Annotated in this window: 19 protein-coding genes; 14 read left to right on the forward strand and 5 right to left on the reverse strand. The window is 71.5% G+C overall.

Annotation, left to right across the window (positions count from 1 at the left end):
• A complete protein-coding gene (locus ABD355_RS01310; protein WP_344398058.1) occupies nt 1-1,092 on the reverse strand; it encodes an enolase C-terminal domain-like protein in 1,092 nt (363 codons plus the stop codon).
• A 10-nt stretch (nt 1,093-1,102) separates the two neighbouring features.
• Nucleotides 1,103-2,062 carry an LLM class F420-dependent oxidoreductase gene (locus ABD355_RS01315; RefSeq protein ID WP_344398059.1) on the reverse strand — a complete coding sequence of 320 codons (960 nt, stop codon included), beginning with the start codon at nt 2,060-2,062 and terminating at the stop codon, nt 1,103-1,105.
• 150 nt (nt 2,063-2,212) lie between these two features.
• Between ABD355_RS01315 and ABD355_RS01320 the strand changes: the two genes are divergently transcribed.
• From ABD355_RS01320 to ABD355_RS01380, 13 genes are read left to right on the forward strand one after another with little or no spacing between them, the layout of a single operon-like run.
• Nucleotides 2,213-4,384 carry an FAD-dependent oxidoreductase gene (locus ABD355_RS01320; protein ID WP_344398060.1) on the forward strand — a complete coding sequence of 724 codons (2,172 nt, stop codon included), beginning with the start codon at nt 2,213-2,215 and terminating at the stop codon, nt 4,382-4,384.
• The gene (locus ABD355_RS01325; protein ID WP_344398061.1) at nt 4,381-6,237 is read left to right on the forward strand and encodes a transketolase; all 1,857 of its coding nucleotides are present in this window, start codon (nt 4,381-4,383) and stop codon (nt 6,235-6,237) included. Before ABD355_RS01320 ends, ABD355_RS01325 begins: the two co-directional genes overlap by 4 nt.
• Nucleotides 6,234-7,166 (forward strand): non-homologous end-joining DNA ligase, encoded by a 933-nt coding sequence (gene ligD / locus ABD355_RS01330; RefSeq protein WP_344398062.1) that lies wholly within the window; start codon nt 6,234-6,236, stop codon nt 7,164-7,166. The genes ABD355_RS01325 and ligD overlap by 4 nt, the downstream gene beginning before the upstream one ends.
• Nucleotides 7,167-7,211: 45 nt before the next feature.
• Nucleotides 7,212-7,556 carry a gas vesicle protein GvpO gene (locus ABD355_RS01335; protein WP_344398063.1) on the forward strand — a complete coding sequence of 115 codons (345 nt, stop codon included), beginning with the start codon at nt 7,212-7,214 and terminating at the stop codon, nt 7,554-7,556.
• A 43-nt stretch (nt 7,557-7,599) separates the two neighbouring features.
• Nucleotides 7,600-8,031 (forward strand): gas vesicle structural protein GvpA, encoded by a 432-nt coding sequence (locus ABD355_RS01340; protein ID WP_344398065.1) that lies wholly within the window; start codon nt 7,600-7,602, stop codon nt 8,029-8,031.
• On the forward strand, nt 8,028-8,798 hold the full coding sequence (locus tag ABD355_RS01345; RefSeq protein WP_344398066.1) for a GvpL/GvpF family gas vesicle protein: 771 nt from the start codon (nt 8,028-8,030) through the stop codon (nt 8,796-8,798). Before ABD355_RS01340 ends, ABD355_RS01345 begins: the two co-directional genes overlap by 4 nt.
• Nucleotides 8,799-8,802: 4 nt before the next feature.
• Complete coding sequence (locus ABD355_RS01350; protein ID WP_344398067.1) at nt 8,803-9,066, forward strand: gas vesicle protein GvpG; 264 nt, start codon at nt 8,803-8,805, stop codon at nt 9,064-9,066.
• Nucleotides 9,063-9,773 (forward strand): DNA primase, encoded by a 711-nt coding sequence (locus ABD355_RS01355; protein ID WP_344398068.1) that lies wholly within the window; start codon nt 9,063-9,065, stop codon nt 9,771-9,773. The genes ABD355_RS01350 and ABD355_RS01355 overlap by 4 nt, the downstream gene beginning before the upstream one ends.
• Nucleotides 9,770-10,879, forward strand: a complete 1,110-nt coding sequence (locus tag ABD355_RS01360; RefSeq protein ID WP_344398069.1) for an SRPBCC family protein — start codon at nt 9,770-9,772, stop codon at nt 10,877-10,879. Before ABD355_RS01355 ends, ABD355_RS01360 begins: the two co-directional genes overlap by 4 nt.
• Entirely contained in the window at nt 10,876-11,226 is a 351-nt protein-coding gene (locus ABD355_RS01365; protein ID WP_344398070.1) for a gas vesicle protein, read from the forward strand. The genes ABD355_RS01360 and ABD355_RS01365 overlap by 4 nt, the downstream gene beginning before the upstream one ends.
• The gene (locus tag ABD355_RS01370) at nt 11,223-11,990 is read left to right on the forward strand and encodes a GvpL/GvpF family gas vesicle protein (protein ID WP_344398071.1); all 768 of its coding nucleotides are present in this window, start codon (nt 11,223-11,225) and stop codon (nt 11,988-11,990) included. The genes ABD355_RS01365 and ABD355_RS01370 overlap by 4 nt, the downstream gene beginning before the upstream one ends.
• Nucleotides 11,987-12,175: a gas vesicle protein gene (locus ABD355_RS01375; RefSeq protein WP_030936857.1), complete on the forward strand. Its 189-nt coding sequence runs from the start codon at nt 11,987-11,989 to the stop codon at nt 12,173-12,175. Before ABD355_RS01370 ends, ABD355_RS01375 begins: the two co-directional genes overlap by 4 nt.
• Entirely contained in the window at nt 12,172-12,456 is a 285-nt protein-coding gene (locus ABD355_RS01380) for a gas vesicle protein K (RefSeq protein ID WP_344398072.1), read from the forward strand. Before ABD355_RS01375 ends, ABD355_RS01380 begins: the two co-directional genes overlap by 4 nt.
• On the opposite strand, the gene ABD355_RS01385 is transcribed toward ABD355_RS01380, so the two are convergent.
• The 3 genes from ABD355_RS01385 to ABD355_RS01395 form a co-directional block, all read right to left on the reverse strand.
• Nucleotides 12,457-12,627 (reverse strand): hydrophobic protein, encoded by a 171-nt coding sequence (locus ABD355_RS01385; protein ID WP_344398073.1) that lies wholly within the window; start codon nt 12,625-12,627, stop codon nt 12,457-12,459.
• 42 nt (nt 12,628-12,669) lie between these two features.
• Complete coding sequence (locus tag ABD355_RS01390) at nt 12,670-13,491, reverse strand: class I SAM-dependent methyltransferase (RefSeq protein WP_344398074.1); 822 nt, start codon at nt 13,489-13,491, stop codon at nt 12,670-12,672.
• Nucleotides 13,492-13,590: 99 nt separating this feature from the next.
• A complete protein-coding gene (locus ABD355_RS01395) occupies nt 13,591-15,084 on the reverse strand; it encodes a bifunctional phosphatase PAP2/diacylglycerol kinase family protein (protein WP_344398075.1) in 1,494 nt (497 codons plus the stop codon).
• A gap of 70 nt (nt 15,085-15,154) precedes the next feature.
• Here ABD355_RS01395 and ABD355_RS01400 point away from each other — a divergent pair, with 70 nt between their 5' ends.
• The gene (locus ABD355_RS01400; protein WP_344398076.1) at nt 15,155-15,811 is read left to right on the forward strand and encodes a histidine phosphatase family protein; all 657 of its coding nucleotides are present in this window, start codon (nt 15,155-15,157) and stop codon (nt 15,809-15,811) included.
• The last annotated feature ends 30 nt before the right edge of the window (nt 15,812-15,841 follow it).

Below are 15,841 nucleotides of genomic sequence, written 5' to 3' on the forward strand. Positions count from 1 at the left end.
TCAGCCGACCCGGTACTCCTCCACCTCGTCGGTCCGCAGGGTCAGCCCGTGGCCCGGGCCGGACGTCGGGCGCACCGTGCCTCCCATCGGATCCAGCGCACCGTCGAAGAACATGTCCTCGATGCGCACGTGGTCGTGGAACCACTCCATGTGGCGCAGGTTGGGGAGCGAGGCGGCCGCCGCGGCGTGGGCGTGCGGGGCGCAGTGGGTGGAGACCTCCAGGCCGTGGGCCTGGGCGAGCGCGGCGGCGCGCAGGAACTCCGTGATGCCGCCGCAGCGCGTCGCGTCGATCTGCAGACAGTCGACCGAGCCGGCCGCGATCATTCGGGCGAAGTAGGGCAGGTCGTAGCCGTACTCGCCGGCCGTCACATCGCACACCAGCGCGTCACGGACCAGGCGCAGCCCCGTCAGGTCGTCCGAGGAGACCGGCTCCTCGAACCAGCCGACGCCGTGCTCGGCCAGGGCGCGGCCGATGCGGACGGCCTGCTTGCGGGTGTAGGCGCCGTTCGCGTCGACGTACAACTCCGCCTCGGGTCCGATCACTTGGCGGGCCGCCTGGACACGGGCCAGGTCCCGTGGGACCGCCCGGCCCCAGCTCTCCCCGATCTTGATCTTCACGCGCGGGATGCGCTGCCCGTGCACCCAGCCGTTCAGCTGCGCGGCCAGATGTGTGTCGTGGTACGTCGTGAAGCCGCCACTGCCGTACACCGGGACCCGCTCGCGGCACACGCCGAGCAGCCGGGCCAGCGGGAGTTCGAGGAGGCGGGCCTTGAGGTCCCACAGGGCGATGTCCACCGCGGAGATCGCGCCCGCGGCGATCCCGGGGCGGCCCGCGTTGCGGACCGAGCGGCACATCGCGTCGTGCAGGGACGGGACGTCGAGGGCGGAGCGGCCCTCGACCAGCGGGGCGAGCTGGTCGCGTATGAAGTCGCCGACCGTCGGCGGGCCGTAGGTCCAGCCCGTTCCCGTCTCGTCGCCCGTCGTCACCTCGGCGATCACCATGGTCGTGGAGTCCCACGCCAGCGTGCCGTCGGCCTCGGGGGCGTCGGTGGGCACCGTGTATGCGGAGACGACGGGCCGGCGGAGTTTCATCGCGGGTCCCTCAGGACTGCTGCAGCTGCGGCAGCACCTTCGTACGGTAGAAGTCGAAGAACCCGCGCTGGTCGGGGCCGATCTGGTTGACGTAGACCCGGTCGAAGCCCGCGTCGGCGAAGGCCTGCAGGGCCGAGACGTGTTCGTCGACGTCGTCCCCGCACACCGCCTTCTCGCGCACCATCTCCTCGGTGACCAGCGGCGCCAGCTGCTCGAAATGGCTCGGCGAGGGCAGGATCTGGCCCATCTCGCCCGGCAGGAACTGGTTGAACCACCGCTGGTGCACCGTGCGCACGGCCTCGTCGCGGTCGGTGCCGTAGCAGAGCTTGGTACCGCCGATCACCGGCTTGCCGCCGCCACCGCCCTTGCGGAACTGCTCGACCATCGAGGCGTCCGGCATCATCGTGATGTAGCCGTCGCCGACCCGTCCCGCGAGCTGCGTCGCGGCCGGGCCGAAGCCGGAGATGTCGATCGGGACGGGCTCGTCGGGGACGGTGTACAGGCGGGCGTTCTCCACCGTGTAGTGGGTGCCGTGGTGGCTGACCTCCTCGCCGGTGAACAGGCGGCGCATGATCTGCACGGCCTCCTCCAGCATCTCCATGCGGATGTGCGCGGGCGGCCAGACGTGCCCGAGGATGTGCTCGTTCAGGGCCTCGCCGGTGCCCACTCCGAGCCGGAAGCGGCCGTTCAGCATCACCGCCGAGGTGGCCGCGGCCTGTGCGACCACCGCCGGGTGGATGCGCACGGTGGGGCAGGTGACCGCCGTCTCGACCGGCAGCGACACCGCCTCCGAGAGAGCGCCGATCACGGACCACACGAACGGGCTCTGGCCCTGCGTGTCGTTCCACGGGTGGTAGTGGTCCGAGATCCACAGCGACCGGAATCCGGCCTGCTCCGCCATCCTCGCCTGTTCGACGAGTTCCGCGGGACCGAACTCCTCGCACGACAGGAAGTAGCCGTACTCGGGCATGGGGGACACCTCCGGGAGGCACTGGGCGACGGGGACCGGTCCGCTCCGGGTACCCGGCGCCCGCAGCGGAAACCGGCGGACGTTTGGGGGCCTTGACCAGGGGGACGCGGAAGGCTCCGCACGACGTACGCGACAGCGCCGGAGGCGAACGTGAGTCGACCCCGCATCGTGATCGTCGGTGCCGGATTCGCCGGGTACCGGACGGCCCGCGTCCTGTCCCGGCTGATGCGGCACAAGGCCGACGTCACCCTGCTGAACCCGACCGACTACTTCCTGTACCTGCCCCTGCTGCCCCAGGTCGCCGCGGGGATCCTGGAACCCCGCCGGGTGTCCGTGTCCCTGTCCGGCACCCTGCCGCACGTCCGGCTGGTTCTCGGCGAGGCCGACTCCGTCGACCTCGACGGGCAGCGCGTGCACTACACCGACCCGGAGGGCGAGGGCGGCACGCTGGAGTACGACCGGCTGGTGCTCGCCGTCGGCAGCGTCAACAAGCTGCTGCCGATCCCGGGCGTGGCCGAGTACGCACACGGCTTCCGGGGGCTGCCCGAGGCGCTGTATCTGCGTGATCACGTCACCCGGCAGGTGGAACTCGCCGCCGCCGCGGACGACCCGAAGAGCTGCGCCGCGCGGTGCACCTTCGTGGTGGTCGGCGCCGGATACACCGGCACGGAGGTCGCCGCGCACGGGCAGATGTACACCGAGGCGCAGGTGCGAAAGCACCCGCTCCGGCAGGGGATACGCCCTCGCTGGATGCTGCTCGACATCGCGCCGCGCGTCCTGCCCGAGATGGACGAACGGCTCTCGCACACCGCCGACCGGGTGCTGCGGCAGCGGGGCGTCGACGTGCGCATGGGGACCTCCGTGAAGGAGGCCACGCCGGGCGGGGTCCTGCTGACCGACGGCGAGTTCGTCGACACCCGCACGCTGGTGTGGTGTGTCGGCGTACGGCCCGATCCGCTCGTCGAGTCCACCGGGCAGCCGCTGGAACGCGGCCGGCTCCTCGTCGACCCGCACCTCCAAGTGCCGGGCCGCCCCGAGGTGTTCGCGTGCGGGGACGCGGCCGCGGTGCCGGACCTCAACAACCCCGGGTCGTACACGCCGATGACCGCGCAGCACGCCTGGCGGCACGGCAAGGTCGCGGCGCAGAACGTCGCCGCGTCTTTGGGGGTCGGTGAACGGCGCGCCTACCGCCACCGCGACCTGGGCTTCGTCGTCGACCTGGGCGGCACGAAGGCCGCTGCCAACCCGCTCGGCGTCCCCCTGCCCGGCCCGCTGGCCGGAGCGGTCACCCGCGGCTACCACCTGGCAGCCATGCCCGGCAACCGCGTCCGCGTGGCCGCGGACTGGCTCCTGGACGCCGTACTCCCACGCCAGGCGGTCCAGTTGGGCCTCGTCCGCTCCTGGTCGGTCCCCCTGGAGTCGTCCTCGCCGGAACTGGCCCGAGTACCGGGCCGGCCGGAACCCCGGGAGGCGACCGCAGCCGCCTCGGGCCCGGGCGCGGCCACGGAGGCCGACACGACCGGCCAGGGCGCTCGGGCGCCGGAGCGGACCACCGAGCCTGCGAAGAACCAGCCGGGCGGCGAGCCTGCGAAGAACCAGCCCCGGGGTGAGCCTGCAAAGGGTCGGTCGGCCTCGCGGTCTGCTGAGGACGAGTCCGGTGGCGGCGCCTCGAAGGGTGGACCCGGCGGTGAGCTCGTCGAAGGGCAGCCGGCCTCCGGGTCTGCCGGGGGCCCGCCTGGTGGCGCGACGCCGAAGGACCGGCTCGGCAGTGAGCCTGCAAAGAACCAACCCGGCGGTGAATCCGCGAAGAACCAGCCGGGCGGTGAGCCCGCCAAGAACCTGCCGGGTGGTGAGCCCGCGAAGAACCAGCCGGGTGGTGAGCCCGCGAAGAACCTGCCGGGTGGCGCGACGCCGAAGGACCGGCTCGGCAGTGAGCCTGCGAAGAACCAACCCGGCGGTGAATCCGCGAAGAACCAGCCGGGTGGTGAGCCCGCGAAGAACCAGCCGGGTGGTGAGCCCGCGAAGAACCTGCCGGGTGGTGAGCCCGCGAAGAACCTGCCGGGTGGTGAGCCCGCGAAGAACCTGCCGGGTGGCGCGACGCCGAAGGACCGGCTCGGCAGTGAGCCTGCGAAGAACCAACCCGGCGGTGAATCCGCGAAGAACCAGCCGGGCGGTGAATCCGCGAAGAACCAGCCGGGCGGTGAGCCCGCCAAGAACCAGCCGGGTGGTGAGCCCGCCGAGGGGCAGGTCGGTGGCGCAGCGGGCGAACCGCCGGGTCCCGTGAAGCGACGTTCCGACAGCCCCGCGGAAGGAGATTCATGAATACCGACGAACTCGTCGAGCTCGCCCAGCAGTTGCGGGTGGACAGTGTGCGTGCAGCCGACGCCGCGGGGTCCGGGCATCCGACGTCCTCGATGTCCGCCGCGGATCTGATGGCCGTACTCTTCGCACACCACTTCCGCTACGACTTCGACCGGCCCGCCCACCCCGGCAACGACCGTTTCGTGCTCTCCAAGGGGCACGCCTCGCCCCTTCTCTACGCCGCCTACAAGGCGGCCGGTGCCATCGAGGACGGCGAGCTGCTCACCTTCCGCAAGCTGGGCAGCCGTCTCGAGGGGCATCCGACACCGCGCAGGCTGCTGTGGGTCGAGACGGCCACCGGGTCGCTCGGCCAGGGGCTGCCCGTCGGCGTCGGCATCGCGCTGGCTGGCAAGCGGCTGGACCGGGGCGGCTACCGGGTGTGGGTGCTGTGCGGGGACAGCGAGCTGGCCGAGGGGTCGATCTGGGAGGCCGCCGAGCACGCGGCGTACGAGCATCTGGACAACCTCACCGCGATCGTCGACGTGAACCGGCTGGGCCAGCGCGGGCCGACCCGGCACGGGCACGACCTCGACGCCTACGCCCGCCGCTTCCAGGCCTTCGGCTGGCACACCATCGAGGTGGACGGGCACGACGTCGACGCCGTTGACCGCGCGTACGGCGAGGCACTGTCCACCACCGGGCAGCCGACCGTGATCCTCGCCCGCACCCTCAAGGGCAAGGGCGTCAGCGCCGCCCAGGACCGCGAGGGACTGCACGGCAAGCCGATCAAGGACGCCGACGAGGCGATCGCCGAACTCGGCGGCCTCCGCGACCTGCGGGTGTACGTCCACGAGCCGACCGCCACCCGCATGCTGCACGCCGTGCGCGCCGGGCACCTCGAACTGCCCCGCTGGGAGAAGGGCACCCCCGAGGAGGGGGTAGCCACCCGCGACGCCTTCGGGCAGGCGCTCACCGCCCTCGGCACGGGGCGCAGCGACATCGTGGCCCTCGACGGCGAGGTCGGCGACTCCACCAAGGCCGAGCTCTTCGCCAAGGAGCATCCCGACCGGTACTTCGAGTGCTACATCGCCGAACAGCAGATGGTCGCCGCCGCGGTGGGCCTCGCGTCCCGCGGCTGGGTGCCGTACGCCACCACTTTCGCGGCCTTCCTGACCCGTGCGTACGACTTCATCCGCATGGCGTCCGTCAGCGGCGCCGGCATCAACCTCGTCGGCTCGCACGCGGGCGTCGCCATCGGCCAGGACGGCCCCTCCCAGATGGGCCTGGAGGACCTGGCGATGATGCGGGCGGTGCACGGCTCGACCGTGCTGTACCCGTGCGACGCCAACCAGACCGCGCAGCTCGTCGCCGCGATGGCCGGCTGCGAGGGCATCCGGTATCTGCGCACCTCGCGCGGGGCGAGCCAGGTGATCTACGGCCCCGACGAGGAGTTCCCCATCGGCGGCAGCAAGGTGCTGCGCTCCTCCCCGCACGACCGGCTGACCCTCGTCGCGGCCGGCGTCACCGTGGCCGAGGCGCTGGCCGCCGCCGACGCGCTGGACCGGGACGGCATCCAGGCCCGTGTCATCGACCTCTACTCGGTCAAGCCCGTGGACCGGCTCACTCTGCGCCGCGCCGCCGAGGACACCGGCTGCCTGGTCACCGTGGAGGACCACCACGAGGAGGGCGGCCTCGGCGACGCCGTCCTGGACGCCTTCCTCGACGGGCGGCCGGTGCCTCGACTGGTGCGCCTGGCCGTCCGTACGATGCCGGGCTCCGCCGCCCCGGACCAGCAGCTGCACGCCGCGGGCATCGATGCCGAGTCGATCGCGGCGGCCGGGAAGCTGCTGGTGGAGGAGGCGGTCGTGCGGTGAGCGGCGATGTACGCACCGTGCGCGCCGGGCGCCGCACCGTGGAGGTCCACCGGGCCGACAAGGTGCTGTTCCCCGGCAACGGCGACGGCCGTGCGAAGGAGTACACCAAGGGCGATCTCGTCGACTACTACCGGTCCGCCGCCCCGCTCATGCTGCCCCATCTGCGCGGCCGCCCGCTGATGCTGGAACGGCATCCGGACGGCCTGGACGGCCCGCTCTTCATGCAGAAGAACACCCCGGAGAACTATCCGGAGTGGATCAGTCGCATCGAGGTGCCCAAGGAGGGCGGCACCGTCTGCCACACCGTGTGCGACGACTTGGCCACCCTCCTCTACCTCGCCGACCAGGCCAGCCTCACCCTGCACCGCTGGCTGTCCCGGGTCGGCCACCTCGACCGGCCCGACCGGATGGTCTTCGACCTCGACCCGGCCGGTGACGACTTCGCGGCGGTGCGCGAGGCGGCCGGGCTGCTCGGGGAACTCCTCGACGAGCTGGAGCTCCCCTCGGCGCTGATGACCACCGGCTCGCGCGGACTGCACGTCGTCGTGCCGCTGAACGGCCGGCACGACTTCGACGAGGTCCGCGAGTTCGCCCGTGACGTCGCCGACACCCTCGCCGGGGCCCACCCCGACCGGCTCACCACCGCCGCACGCAAGAAGGAGCGCGGCGACCGCCTCTACCTCGACGTGGGCCGCAACGCCTACGCGCAGACCGCGGTCGCGCCCCTCACCGTGCGCGCCCGCCCCGGCGCCCCCGTGGCCACCCCCATCACCTGGGACCAGCTGGACGACCCGGACCTGACCGCCCGCCGCTGGACCATCGCCGACGCCGTCGAGCAGGCCCGCACCGATCCCTGGGCCGGGATCATGAGCCGCGGCCGCGCCCTGGGACCGGCGCGGCGCAGGCTCGACGCGTTGCGTAGCCCCTGAAGGTTTGGCCAGCGCAATTGCGGCCACCCGGTCGCAGAGGTGGCCATGGCTGACACAAAAGACACCAGAGATTCGCAGAGTCCACGGAATACCGACAAAGAGAGTACGGCGGACAAGCGGCCGAACCCCATGGAGGTGCTGCGCCAGGCGCGCATGCAGCTCGCGGAGCTGACCGGCATGTCTGCCGAGACCGTCTCGTCCTTCGAACAGACGGAAGACGGCTGGTCCCTGGAGGTCGAGGTCCTCGAACTGGCCCGCGTGCCGGACACGATGAGCCTGATGGCGAGCTATCAGGTCGATCTGGACCCCGAGGGACAACTCACCGGCTACCGGCGCGTCCGCCGCTACGAACGCGGGCGTGCCGACGCACACAGGTCCGGCGGCCGCTAGGCCGCCTTCCCGGAACTTACCCAGAAAAGGAGGCGCGGACGGCATGACCGTTGTCCCGGCACAGCAGAGCGGCGGAGGCGGCTCCAGTGGCCTTTATGACGTTCTGGAGCTCGTCCTCGACAGGGGTCTCGTGATCGACGCGTTCGTGCGGGTCTCCCTGGTCGGCATCGAGATCCTCAAGATCGACGTACGTGTCGTCGTGGCCAGCGTCGACACCTATCTGCGCTTCGCCGAGGCGTGCAACCGCCTCGACCTGGAAGCAGGACCCCACAAGAGCCCCGGCCTGCCCGACATGGTCGGAGAGATCACTGAGTCCGGCGCGCGCGGCAAGTCCAAGGGCGCGCTCTCCGGAGCGGCGGAGACCATCTCCGACGCCTTCCAGCAGGCACGTGGCGAGGGCCGCGAGCGGGAGACCGAGTCCCGGCCCCGCGCCCGCAAGGCCACGTCCTCGCGCAGGAAGGAGGAGCAGGAGTGAGCACCTACGTATACGGCATCACCGCGAGTTCGCATCCCGCGCTCCCCGAGGACCTGACCGGCGTCGGCGACCCGCCCCGCCCGGTGCGCGTCCTCACGGAGGGCGATCTGGCGGCCGTCGTGAGCGACGCCCCCGAGGGGCTGCGGCCCAAGCGCAAGGACCTGCTCGCCCACCAGAGCGTGCTCGCCGAGGCGGGCGCGGCGGGCCCGGTGCTGCCCATGCGGTTCGGCAGCGTGGCCCCGGACGACGACACGGTCACCGGTGTGCTCGCCGAACGCGCCGAGCACTACAAGGAGCGACTGCGCGCCCTGGAGGGCAAGGTCGAGTACAACGTCAAGGCCACCCACCAGGAAGAGGCCGTCCTGCACCGCGTGATGTCCGAGAACTCGGAGATCCGCGCCATGACCGAGGCCAACCGGCAGGCGGGCGGCGGCAGCTACGAACAGCGGCTGCGGCTCGGCGAGATGGTCGTCGCCGCGGTCAAGGCGCGCGAGGCCGAGGACGCGGCCGAGCTGCAGAGCGCCCTGGAACCGGCGGCCGCCGCCGTGAGCGCGGGCCCCGAGTCCACCGGCTGGCTGCTCAACGTCTCGTTCCTCGTGGAGCGTGACTCCGCCGAGTCGTTCCTGGCGGAGGTGGAGCAGGTCCGCAAGAGCCATCCGCACATCGAGCTGCGCGTCAACGGCCCGCTGCCGCCGTACAGCTTCGTCGAACCCGGCCCCGCCGAGCACGCGGGCAGCTCCGCCGGCCCGGGCAGCGCTCAGGAGTGAGGCCGTGGGACTGATCAAGGAGCTGGTCCTGTTGCCCTTCGCCCCGGTGCGCGGCAGTGCGTGGGTGATCGGACAGGTGCTGCACGAGGCAGAACGGATCTACTACGACCCCGCCACGGTCAGGGCGGAACTCGCCCGGCTCGAGGAGCGACTGGAGGCGGGCGAGATCGACGAGGAGGAGTTCGACCGACAGGAGGACGAGCTTCTGGACCGGCTGGACATCGGTCTGCGCGGCGGCGCGGCCACGGGCAACGGGACGGCACGATGAATCGAGTGGGACTCGGCCTCGCGGTAGGGGCCGGATACGTCCTCGGACGTACGAAGAAGATGAAAATGGCGTTCGCCGTCGGCAGTCTGGTGGCCGGCAAGCGGATGCATCTGAGCCCGCGGGCGCTCGCGGACCTGGTGTCCCAGCAGCTGCAGAACAATCCGCAGCTCAAGGAGATCGGGGACCAGCTCCGCGAGGACCTGCGCGGTGTCGGCAAGGCGGCCTCGGGTGCCATGGTGGAGCGGCAGATCGACGCTCTCGCCGACCGCCTCCACGGACGTACCGCCCAGGTCCGCGACCAGCTCTCGGGCGCGACGGACCGGGCGAAGGGTCTCCTCGACGACGAGGAGCAGGACGAGGCCCAGGAGGAGGACGAGAGCGAGGAGTCCTCGGAGGCTGAGGGGGAGGACTCGCGGGACGAGTACGACGACGAGGAGCCGGAGGGCGAGGAGGAGCCTCCGTCCGACGAGGCCGAAGGCGGTCCGGCGCGCAAGACCGCGAAGAAGGCCGCCAAGAAGGCCCCGGCCAAGAAGACGGCCGCGAAGAGGGCTCCGGCGAAGAAGGCGCCGGCCAAGAAGGCCGCGTCGAAGCAGGCGACGGCGAAGAAGTCCGCCGCCAAGAGGACGGCCGCCCGCAAGACGGCCCCCGCCAGGGGCGGATCCGGCGACACCCGGGCCCGCCGGCCGAAGGGAGGCGGTGAGCGATGACCGAGACACTCGGCTCCGCGACCTCCGCCGCGCGCGGAGCGAAGGACGCGACCGGCCCGCTGAGCGACGTGGCCCACAGCGAGGCCGCCGACCGGCTCAAGGCCGAACTGCAGGAGTACCTGGCCGCACAGGCCACCCGGCTGCTGGCCGGCTTCGGCCGCAAGCTCGGCGAGACCACCGTCAAGCTGAACGACATCGCCGAGGGGAACAGCCCGGGCTTCGCCAAGCTCGCGCTCGACGGCGGCCGCAAGCTCGCCGAGGGCAAGGGCCCCCTGCGCGCCGCGCTGGAGACCGGCGCCGGCCGGGCCAAGGACAACGTGGTCGAGGCCTTCAAGAACCTCGGCGGCGGCAAGGGGAAGCGCAAGGGCGGGGCCGGCAACAAGCCGACGGTCATCATCGAGTCCGTCGACGTCGGCGTCCCCAAGCGCACCGCCTACGACCAGTGGACCCAGTACCAGGACTTCAGCACCTTCGCCAAGGGCGTCAAGAGCGCGAACCGCGCCGACGACACCGAGTCCGACTGGCAGCTCAAGGTCTTCTGGTCCAACCGCAGCTGGAAGGCGAAGACCACCGAGCAGGTGCCGGACGAGAAGATCTCCTGGACCTCGGAGGGCGGCAAGGGCACCACCAAGGGCGTCGTCTCCTTCCACCGGCTCGACGACAACCTCACCCGCGTCCTGCTGGTCATCGAGTACTACCCCAAGGGCCTGTTCGAGAAGACCGGCAACCTCTGGCGCGCCCAGGGCCGCAGGGCCCGGCTCGACCTCAAGAACTTCGTCCGGTTCATCACCCTCAAGGGCGAGGCCGAGGACGGCTGGCGCGGCGAGATCAGCGACGGCGAGGTCGTCCGCAGCCACGAGGACGCGATCGCCGAGGAGGAGAACGGCGAGGAGGAGAACGGCGAGGAGACCGGCGAGTACGAGGAAGACGACGAGCCCGGAGGGGAGGAAGAGGAGTTCGACGAGGAGGAAGAGGAAGAAGAAGGCGCAGAAGGCGAAGAAGAGCCTGAGGACGAGTACGAGGACGAAGAGGACGAGGGCGAGGACGAGTACGAGGAAGAGCAGGAACCCGAGTACGAACCCGCCCACAGCGGGAGCCGTCGATGACCATGGCCGGCCGGCTGCCCGAGCCCTACGGATCCAACGGCGGCGCCAACCTCGCCGACATCCTCGAGCGTGTGCTCGACAAGGGCATCGTGATCGCCGGTGACATCCGCATCAACCTGCTCGACATCGAACTCCTCACCGTCAAACTCCGCCTGATCGTGGCCTCGGTCGACAAGGCGAAGGAGATGGGCATCGACTGGTGGGAGGACGACCCCGCGTTGTCCTCCGGTGCCCGCCGCAAGGAACTCGCGCGGGAGAACGCCGAGTTGCGCGAGCGCCTCGCTCAACTGGAGAACGGCCGGCTCGAAGAGGGCCGTGCCGTGCGCGAAGAGGAGGAGGCCCCATGACCGGACTGCGGTACGTCTACGCCGTCTGCCGTCCCTTCGGCGCCCCGTTGCAGTCCCAGCTGAAAGGCGTGGCGGGTGATCCGCCCAGAGTGCTCACCCACCACGGCCTGATCGCCGTGGTCAGTCATGTGCCGGAGCGGGACTTCGCGGAGGAGCCGCTCCGCAGGCATCTGGAGGACCTCGACTGGCTGACCGAGACGGCGCGGGCCCATCAGAGCGTGATCGACGCGCTCACCGTCGTCACCACCCCGCTGCCGCTGCGGCTCGGAACCGTCTTCCGGGACGACAGCGGTGTCCGCGTGATGATGGAGGCGCGCGAGGACGACTTCCGGCGCACCCTCGACCGGCTGGAGGGGCGGGTGGAATGGGGCGTCAAGGTGTACGCCCAACCCCAGCCGGAGGATTCCGGTGCCCCCGCGCAGAAGGCGGCCTCGGGCCGGGACTATCTGCGACAGCGGCGTATGAGCGTCCGCGCGAGTGAGGACATGTGGAAGCAGACGGAGGAGTTCGCCGAGCACCTGCATGCGGCGCTTTCCGCCTACGCCGATGACTCCCGATTGCATGCTCCGCAGAATCCCGCCCTCTCCGGAGTCTCCGGCCGGAATGTTCTCAACGCCGCCTATCTGGTGTCCCGCCGTGATTCCGAGGAATTCGTGGAGCTGGTGGACCGGAGCAAGGACGAAACAAAGCTGAGCAGTCCTGCGATACGAGTCGAACTCACCGGCCCGTGGGCCGCCTATTCGTTTGCGGGGGAAGAGTCGTGACGGTTGTCGAACGTCGTGAGATCGCCCTGGTGGACCTGCTGGACCGGCTGCTCGCCGGCGGCGTCGTCATCACCGGGGACATCACCCTGCGCATCGCGGACGTCGACCTGGTGCGCATCGACCTGAACGCGCTGATCAGCTCGGTGAACGAGCAGGTTCCGTCACCCTGGGGGGAACTCACATGACCCAGCACCGCAACCGTCTCGACCTGGAACCCGACACCGTCGAGCGCGACCTCGTCAAGCTCGTGCTGACCGTGGTCGAGCTGCTGCGCCAGCTCATGGAGCGCCAGGCGCTGCGCCGCTTCGACGCCGGGGACCTCAGTGAGGACCAGGAGGAGCGGATCGGGCTCACGCTCATGCTGCTCGACGACCGTATGACCGAGCTGCGCGAGCGCTACGGACTGCGGCCCGAGGACCTGAATCTGGACCTCGGGCCGCTCGGGCCGTTGCTTCCCAGGAGCTGACTACCAGCGGTACCAGCGACCCCTGCCCCCGGCCGCTGTTGTGCCGCGCACCAGGAATCCCAGCAGCCACAGCACGATAACCGCCAGTGCAACCCACCACAGTACCTTCAGTGCAAATCCCGCGCCGAAAAGAATCAGTGCGAGAAGCAGTACGAGCAGAACAGCAACCATAATCCGAACCTCCTGTTCTACGGGTATCCCGGAAAAGGAGATTCAGGCGCCTTTTCGGCACAGAATCTCTCCGTGCAGCACACTGAACCAGCCCTCCTCCTGTGCGCCCCACTCCCGCCAGGCCTCCGAGACGGCCCGCAGCTGCTCGCTGGTGGCGTGCCCGCCCCCGGTGGCCCGCTCGGCGTAGGCCGAAGCGAGGGTCCGGTCCGCCCACAGCCCGCTCCACCAGGCCCGTTCCTGCGCTGTGGAGAATGTCCACGTGCTGGAGGTGGCGGTCACGTCGGTCAGGCCCGCCCGCAGCGCCCAGGACTTCAGCCGCCGCCCGGCGTCCGGCTCGCCGCCGTTGGCGCGGGCCACCCGGCGGTACAGGTCCAGCCAGTCGTCCATGCCCTGGGACGCGGGGTACCAGGCCATGGCCGCGTAGTCCGAGTCGCGGACGGCGATGAACCCGCCCGGCTTCGTCACCCGCACCATCTCCCGCAGCGCCTGCACCGGGTCGCCGACGTGCTGCAGCACCTGGTGCGCGTGGACCACGCAGAACGTGTCGTCGGGGTGGTCCAGGGCGTGTACGTCCGCGACCGCGAAGTCGACGTTCGTCAGGCCCCGTTCGGCGGCCGTGGCCCGGGCCTGGTCCAGGATCTCCGGCGCCTGGTCGACGCCGGTGACGTGCCCGTCGGGGACCAGGGCCGCCAGGTCGGCGGTGATGGTGCCCGGACCGCAGCCGATGTCCAGGATCTTCATGTGGGGCTTCAGCGAACCGAGCAGATAGGCCGCGGAGTTGGCGGCGGTCCGCCAGGTGTGGGAGCGCAGCACCGACTCGTGGTGCCCGTGCGTGTAGACGGCGGTCTCCTGCGGCTTCGACATGGCGGAACTCCCCTGTTCGACGGCTTGTCGGTACGCATCACCGTACGCGCGCATGTCGAATGATGAGACCCACGTTTTGCTATATGGACTGACGGGGTGTCAGCCGGTGGTGAGGGGGCGGTACACGGTGAGCGCCTCGGGGAGCTTCTCCAGCGTCACTTCGCCCTCCGCCTCGGTGACTTCTCCGTCATGGGCGAGGAGCGTGCCGGGGGCGACGCCCTTCAGGTGCAGACGGCCCACCTGGACCGCCGCGTGGACGGGGGAGCGGGTCAGCGGGCCCGCCAGGGCGGCCGCGAGCAGCCGTAGCGCGGGACGACGGCCTCCGTGCACCACTCGTACGTCGAGCCGGCCGTCCGCGAGGTCGAGGCGGCGGCCGGGCGCCAGGCCCATCCGGTGGTAGGTGCCGTTGCCGACGAACAGCAGCCACAGCGGGCGGGTCTGGCCGTCGAACTCGGCCTCCAGCGGGTGCCGGCCCGTGCGCAGGACGCGCAGGGCCGCGAGCACCCCGGCCGGCCAGCCGCCGATCCGGCCCGACCAGCGGTCCCGTACCCGCACCAGCTCCGGGTAGACGCCCAGGCTGCAGGTGTTGAGGAAGACGCCCTGCTGCTCGCCGCAGACGAACCGGCCGACGTCCACGCGCACCGCCTCGCCCTGCTTCACGGCCCGGCTCAGATCGCGGACGTCCTCGACCCCCAGGTCGTAGGCGAAGTGGTTCAGGGTGCCGCCGGGCAGCACGGCGAGGGGCAGGTCGTGGCGCAGGGCGACCTCGGCGGCCGCGTTGACCGTGCCGTCGCCGCCGCACACGCCGAGCACCCGGGCGCGGGTCGCGGCCTTCTCCAACTCGGCGCGCAGGTCGCCCGGTTGGCACTCGACGACCTCCGCGGCGGGCAGGCTGTCCCGCAGGGCGCGCACCCGGTCGGCGGTGCCCGAGCCGTTGTTGGCCACCACCACCAGGCCCGCACCGTCCGGCAGCGCGGCGACCTCGGCGCGGGGCCGGGCGGGCGGGACGAGCTGGGCGCGGGTCGGCACCAGACCCCGTACGGCGTAGGCGGCGCCCACGCCGAGGACGGCTCCCGCGAGGACATCGCTCGGGAAGTGCACCCCCGTGTACACCCGGGAGAGCGCCACGGACCAGGCGACCGGGGCCACCGCCGCACCCCAGGCCGGCGACTCCAGTGCGACGCCCGTCGCGAACGCGGCCGCGGACGCGGAGTGCCCGGAGGGGAACGAGGTCGTGATCGGCTGCCGCTTCAGCTGCCGCACCAGCGGCACCGGATCCAGCACCGGCCGGGGGCGGCGCACCGAGCGCTTGCCGAGCGTGTTGATGGTCAGGGAGGCCAGACTGAGCGAGGCGAGACCGCGCGCGGCGGCCCGGCGGGCCCGCGGGGTGCGGCTCGCCGCCATGGCGGCTGCCGCCGCGAACCACAGCACACCGTGGTTCGCGCTCCGGCTCAGCCGGGGCAGCACACGCTCGGCGGCCGGCCAGTTCCGCTCGGCGGCGAACTCGAAGAGACGGCAGTCGAGGGCGAGCAGCCGGCTGCGCAGCGGGTGCGGGCCGGGCTTCGGGACGGTGAGGTCGACGTCGGGGCTCATGGAGTGCCGGGTACCCTGAAGTGCCCGTTCTTTGTCCCACGGGCGGTGATCGACACCCGGAGGGCCCTGTATGCGTCTGCTCCTCATACGCCACGGTCAGACCCCCTCGAACGTCGATTTCCTGCTCGACACCGCCGTGCCGGGCCCTGGCCTGACCGCACTCGGCGAGCAGCAGGCCGCCGCCCTCCCCGAGGCGCTCGCCGACGAGGACATCGAAGCCCTGTACGCCTCCACCCTGGTCCGTACGCAGCTCACCGCCGCCCCGCTGGCCGCCGCCCGCGGCCTCGACGTCCTGGTCCGCGACGGCATCCGCGAGCTCACCGCGGGCGACCTGGAGATGCTGCCCGGCGACACCGAACAGGGCGCGCTCTACATGAAGACCGTGTTCGCGTGGGCGGCCGGCGACACCGAGCTGCGGATGCCGGGCGGCGAGAGCGGCGCCGAGGCGCTCGCCCGCTACGACGCCGTCGTCGCCGAGGCCGCACGCAGCGGCGCCGCGACGGTCGCCATGGTCAGCCACGGCGCGGCGATCCGCATGTGGACCGCGGCCCGCGCCGACAACGTCGACGTCCCCTTCGCCGCGGCCCGCCCCCTCGACAACACCGGTGTGGTGGTCCTGGAGGGTTCGCCCGCCGACGGCTGGAAGGCCCTGTCGTGGGCGGGCGCCGTGGTGGCCCCGGTGGGTGAGGGCGGACCCGCGGGCCGTCCGCTCGACCAAACCGCATAAGCGTTTGCCGGACGCCCGGCACGGCCCGCA

This window comes from Streptomyces longisporus (assembly GCF_039532765.1).
Taxonomy (GTDB): domain Bacteria; phylum Actinomycetota; class Actinomycetes; order Streptomycetales; family Streptomycetaceae; genus Streptomyces; species Streptomyces longisporus.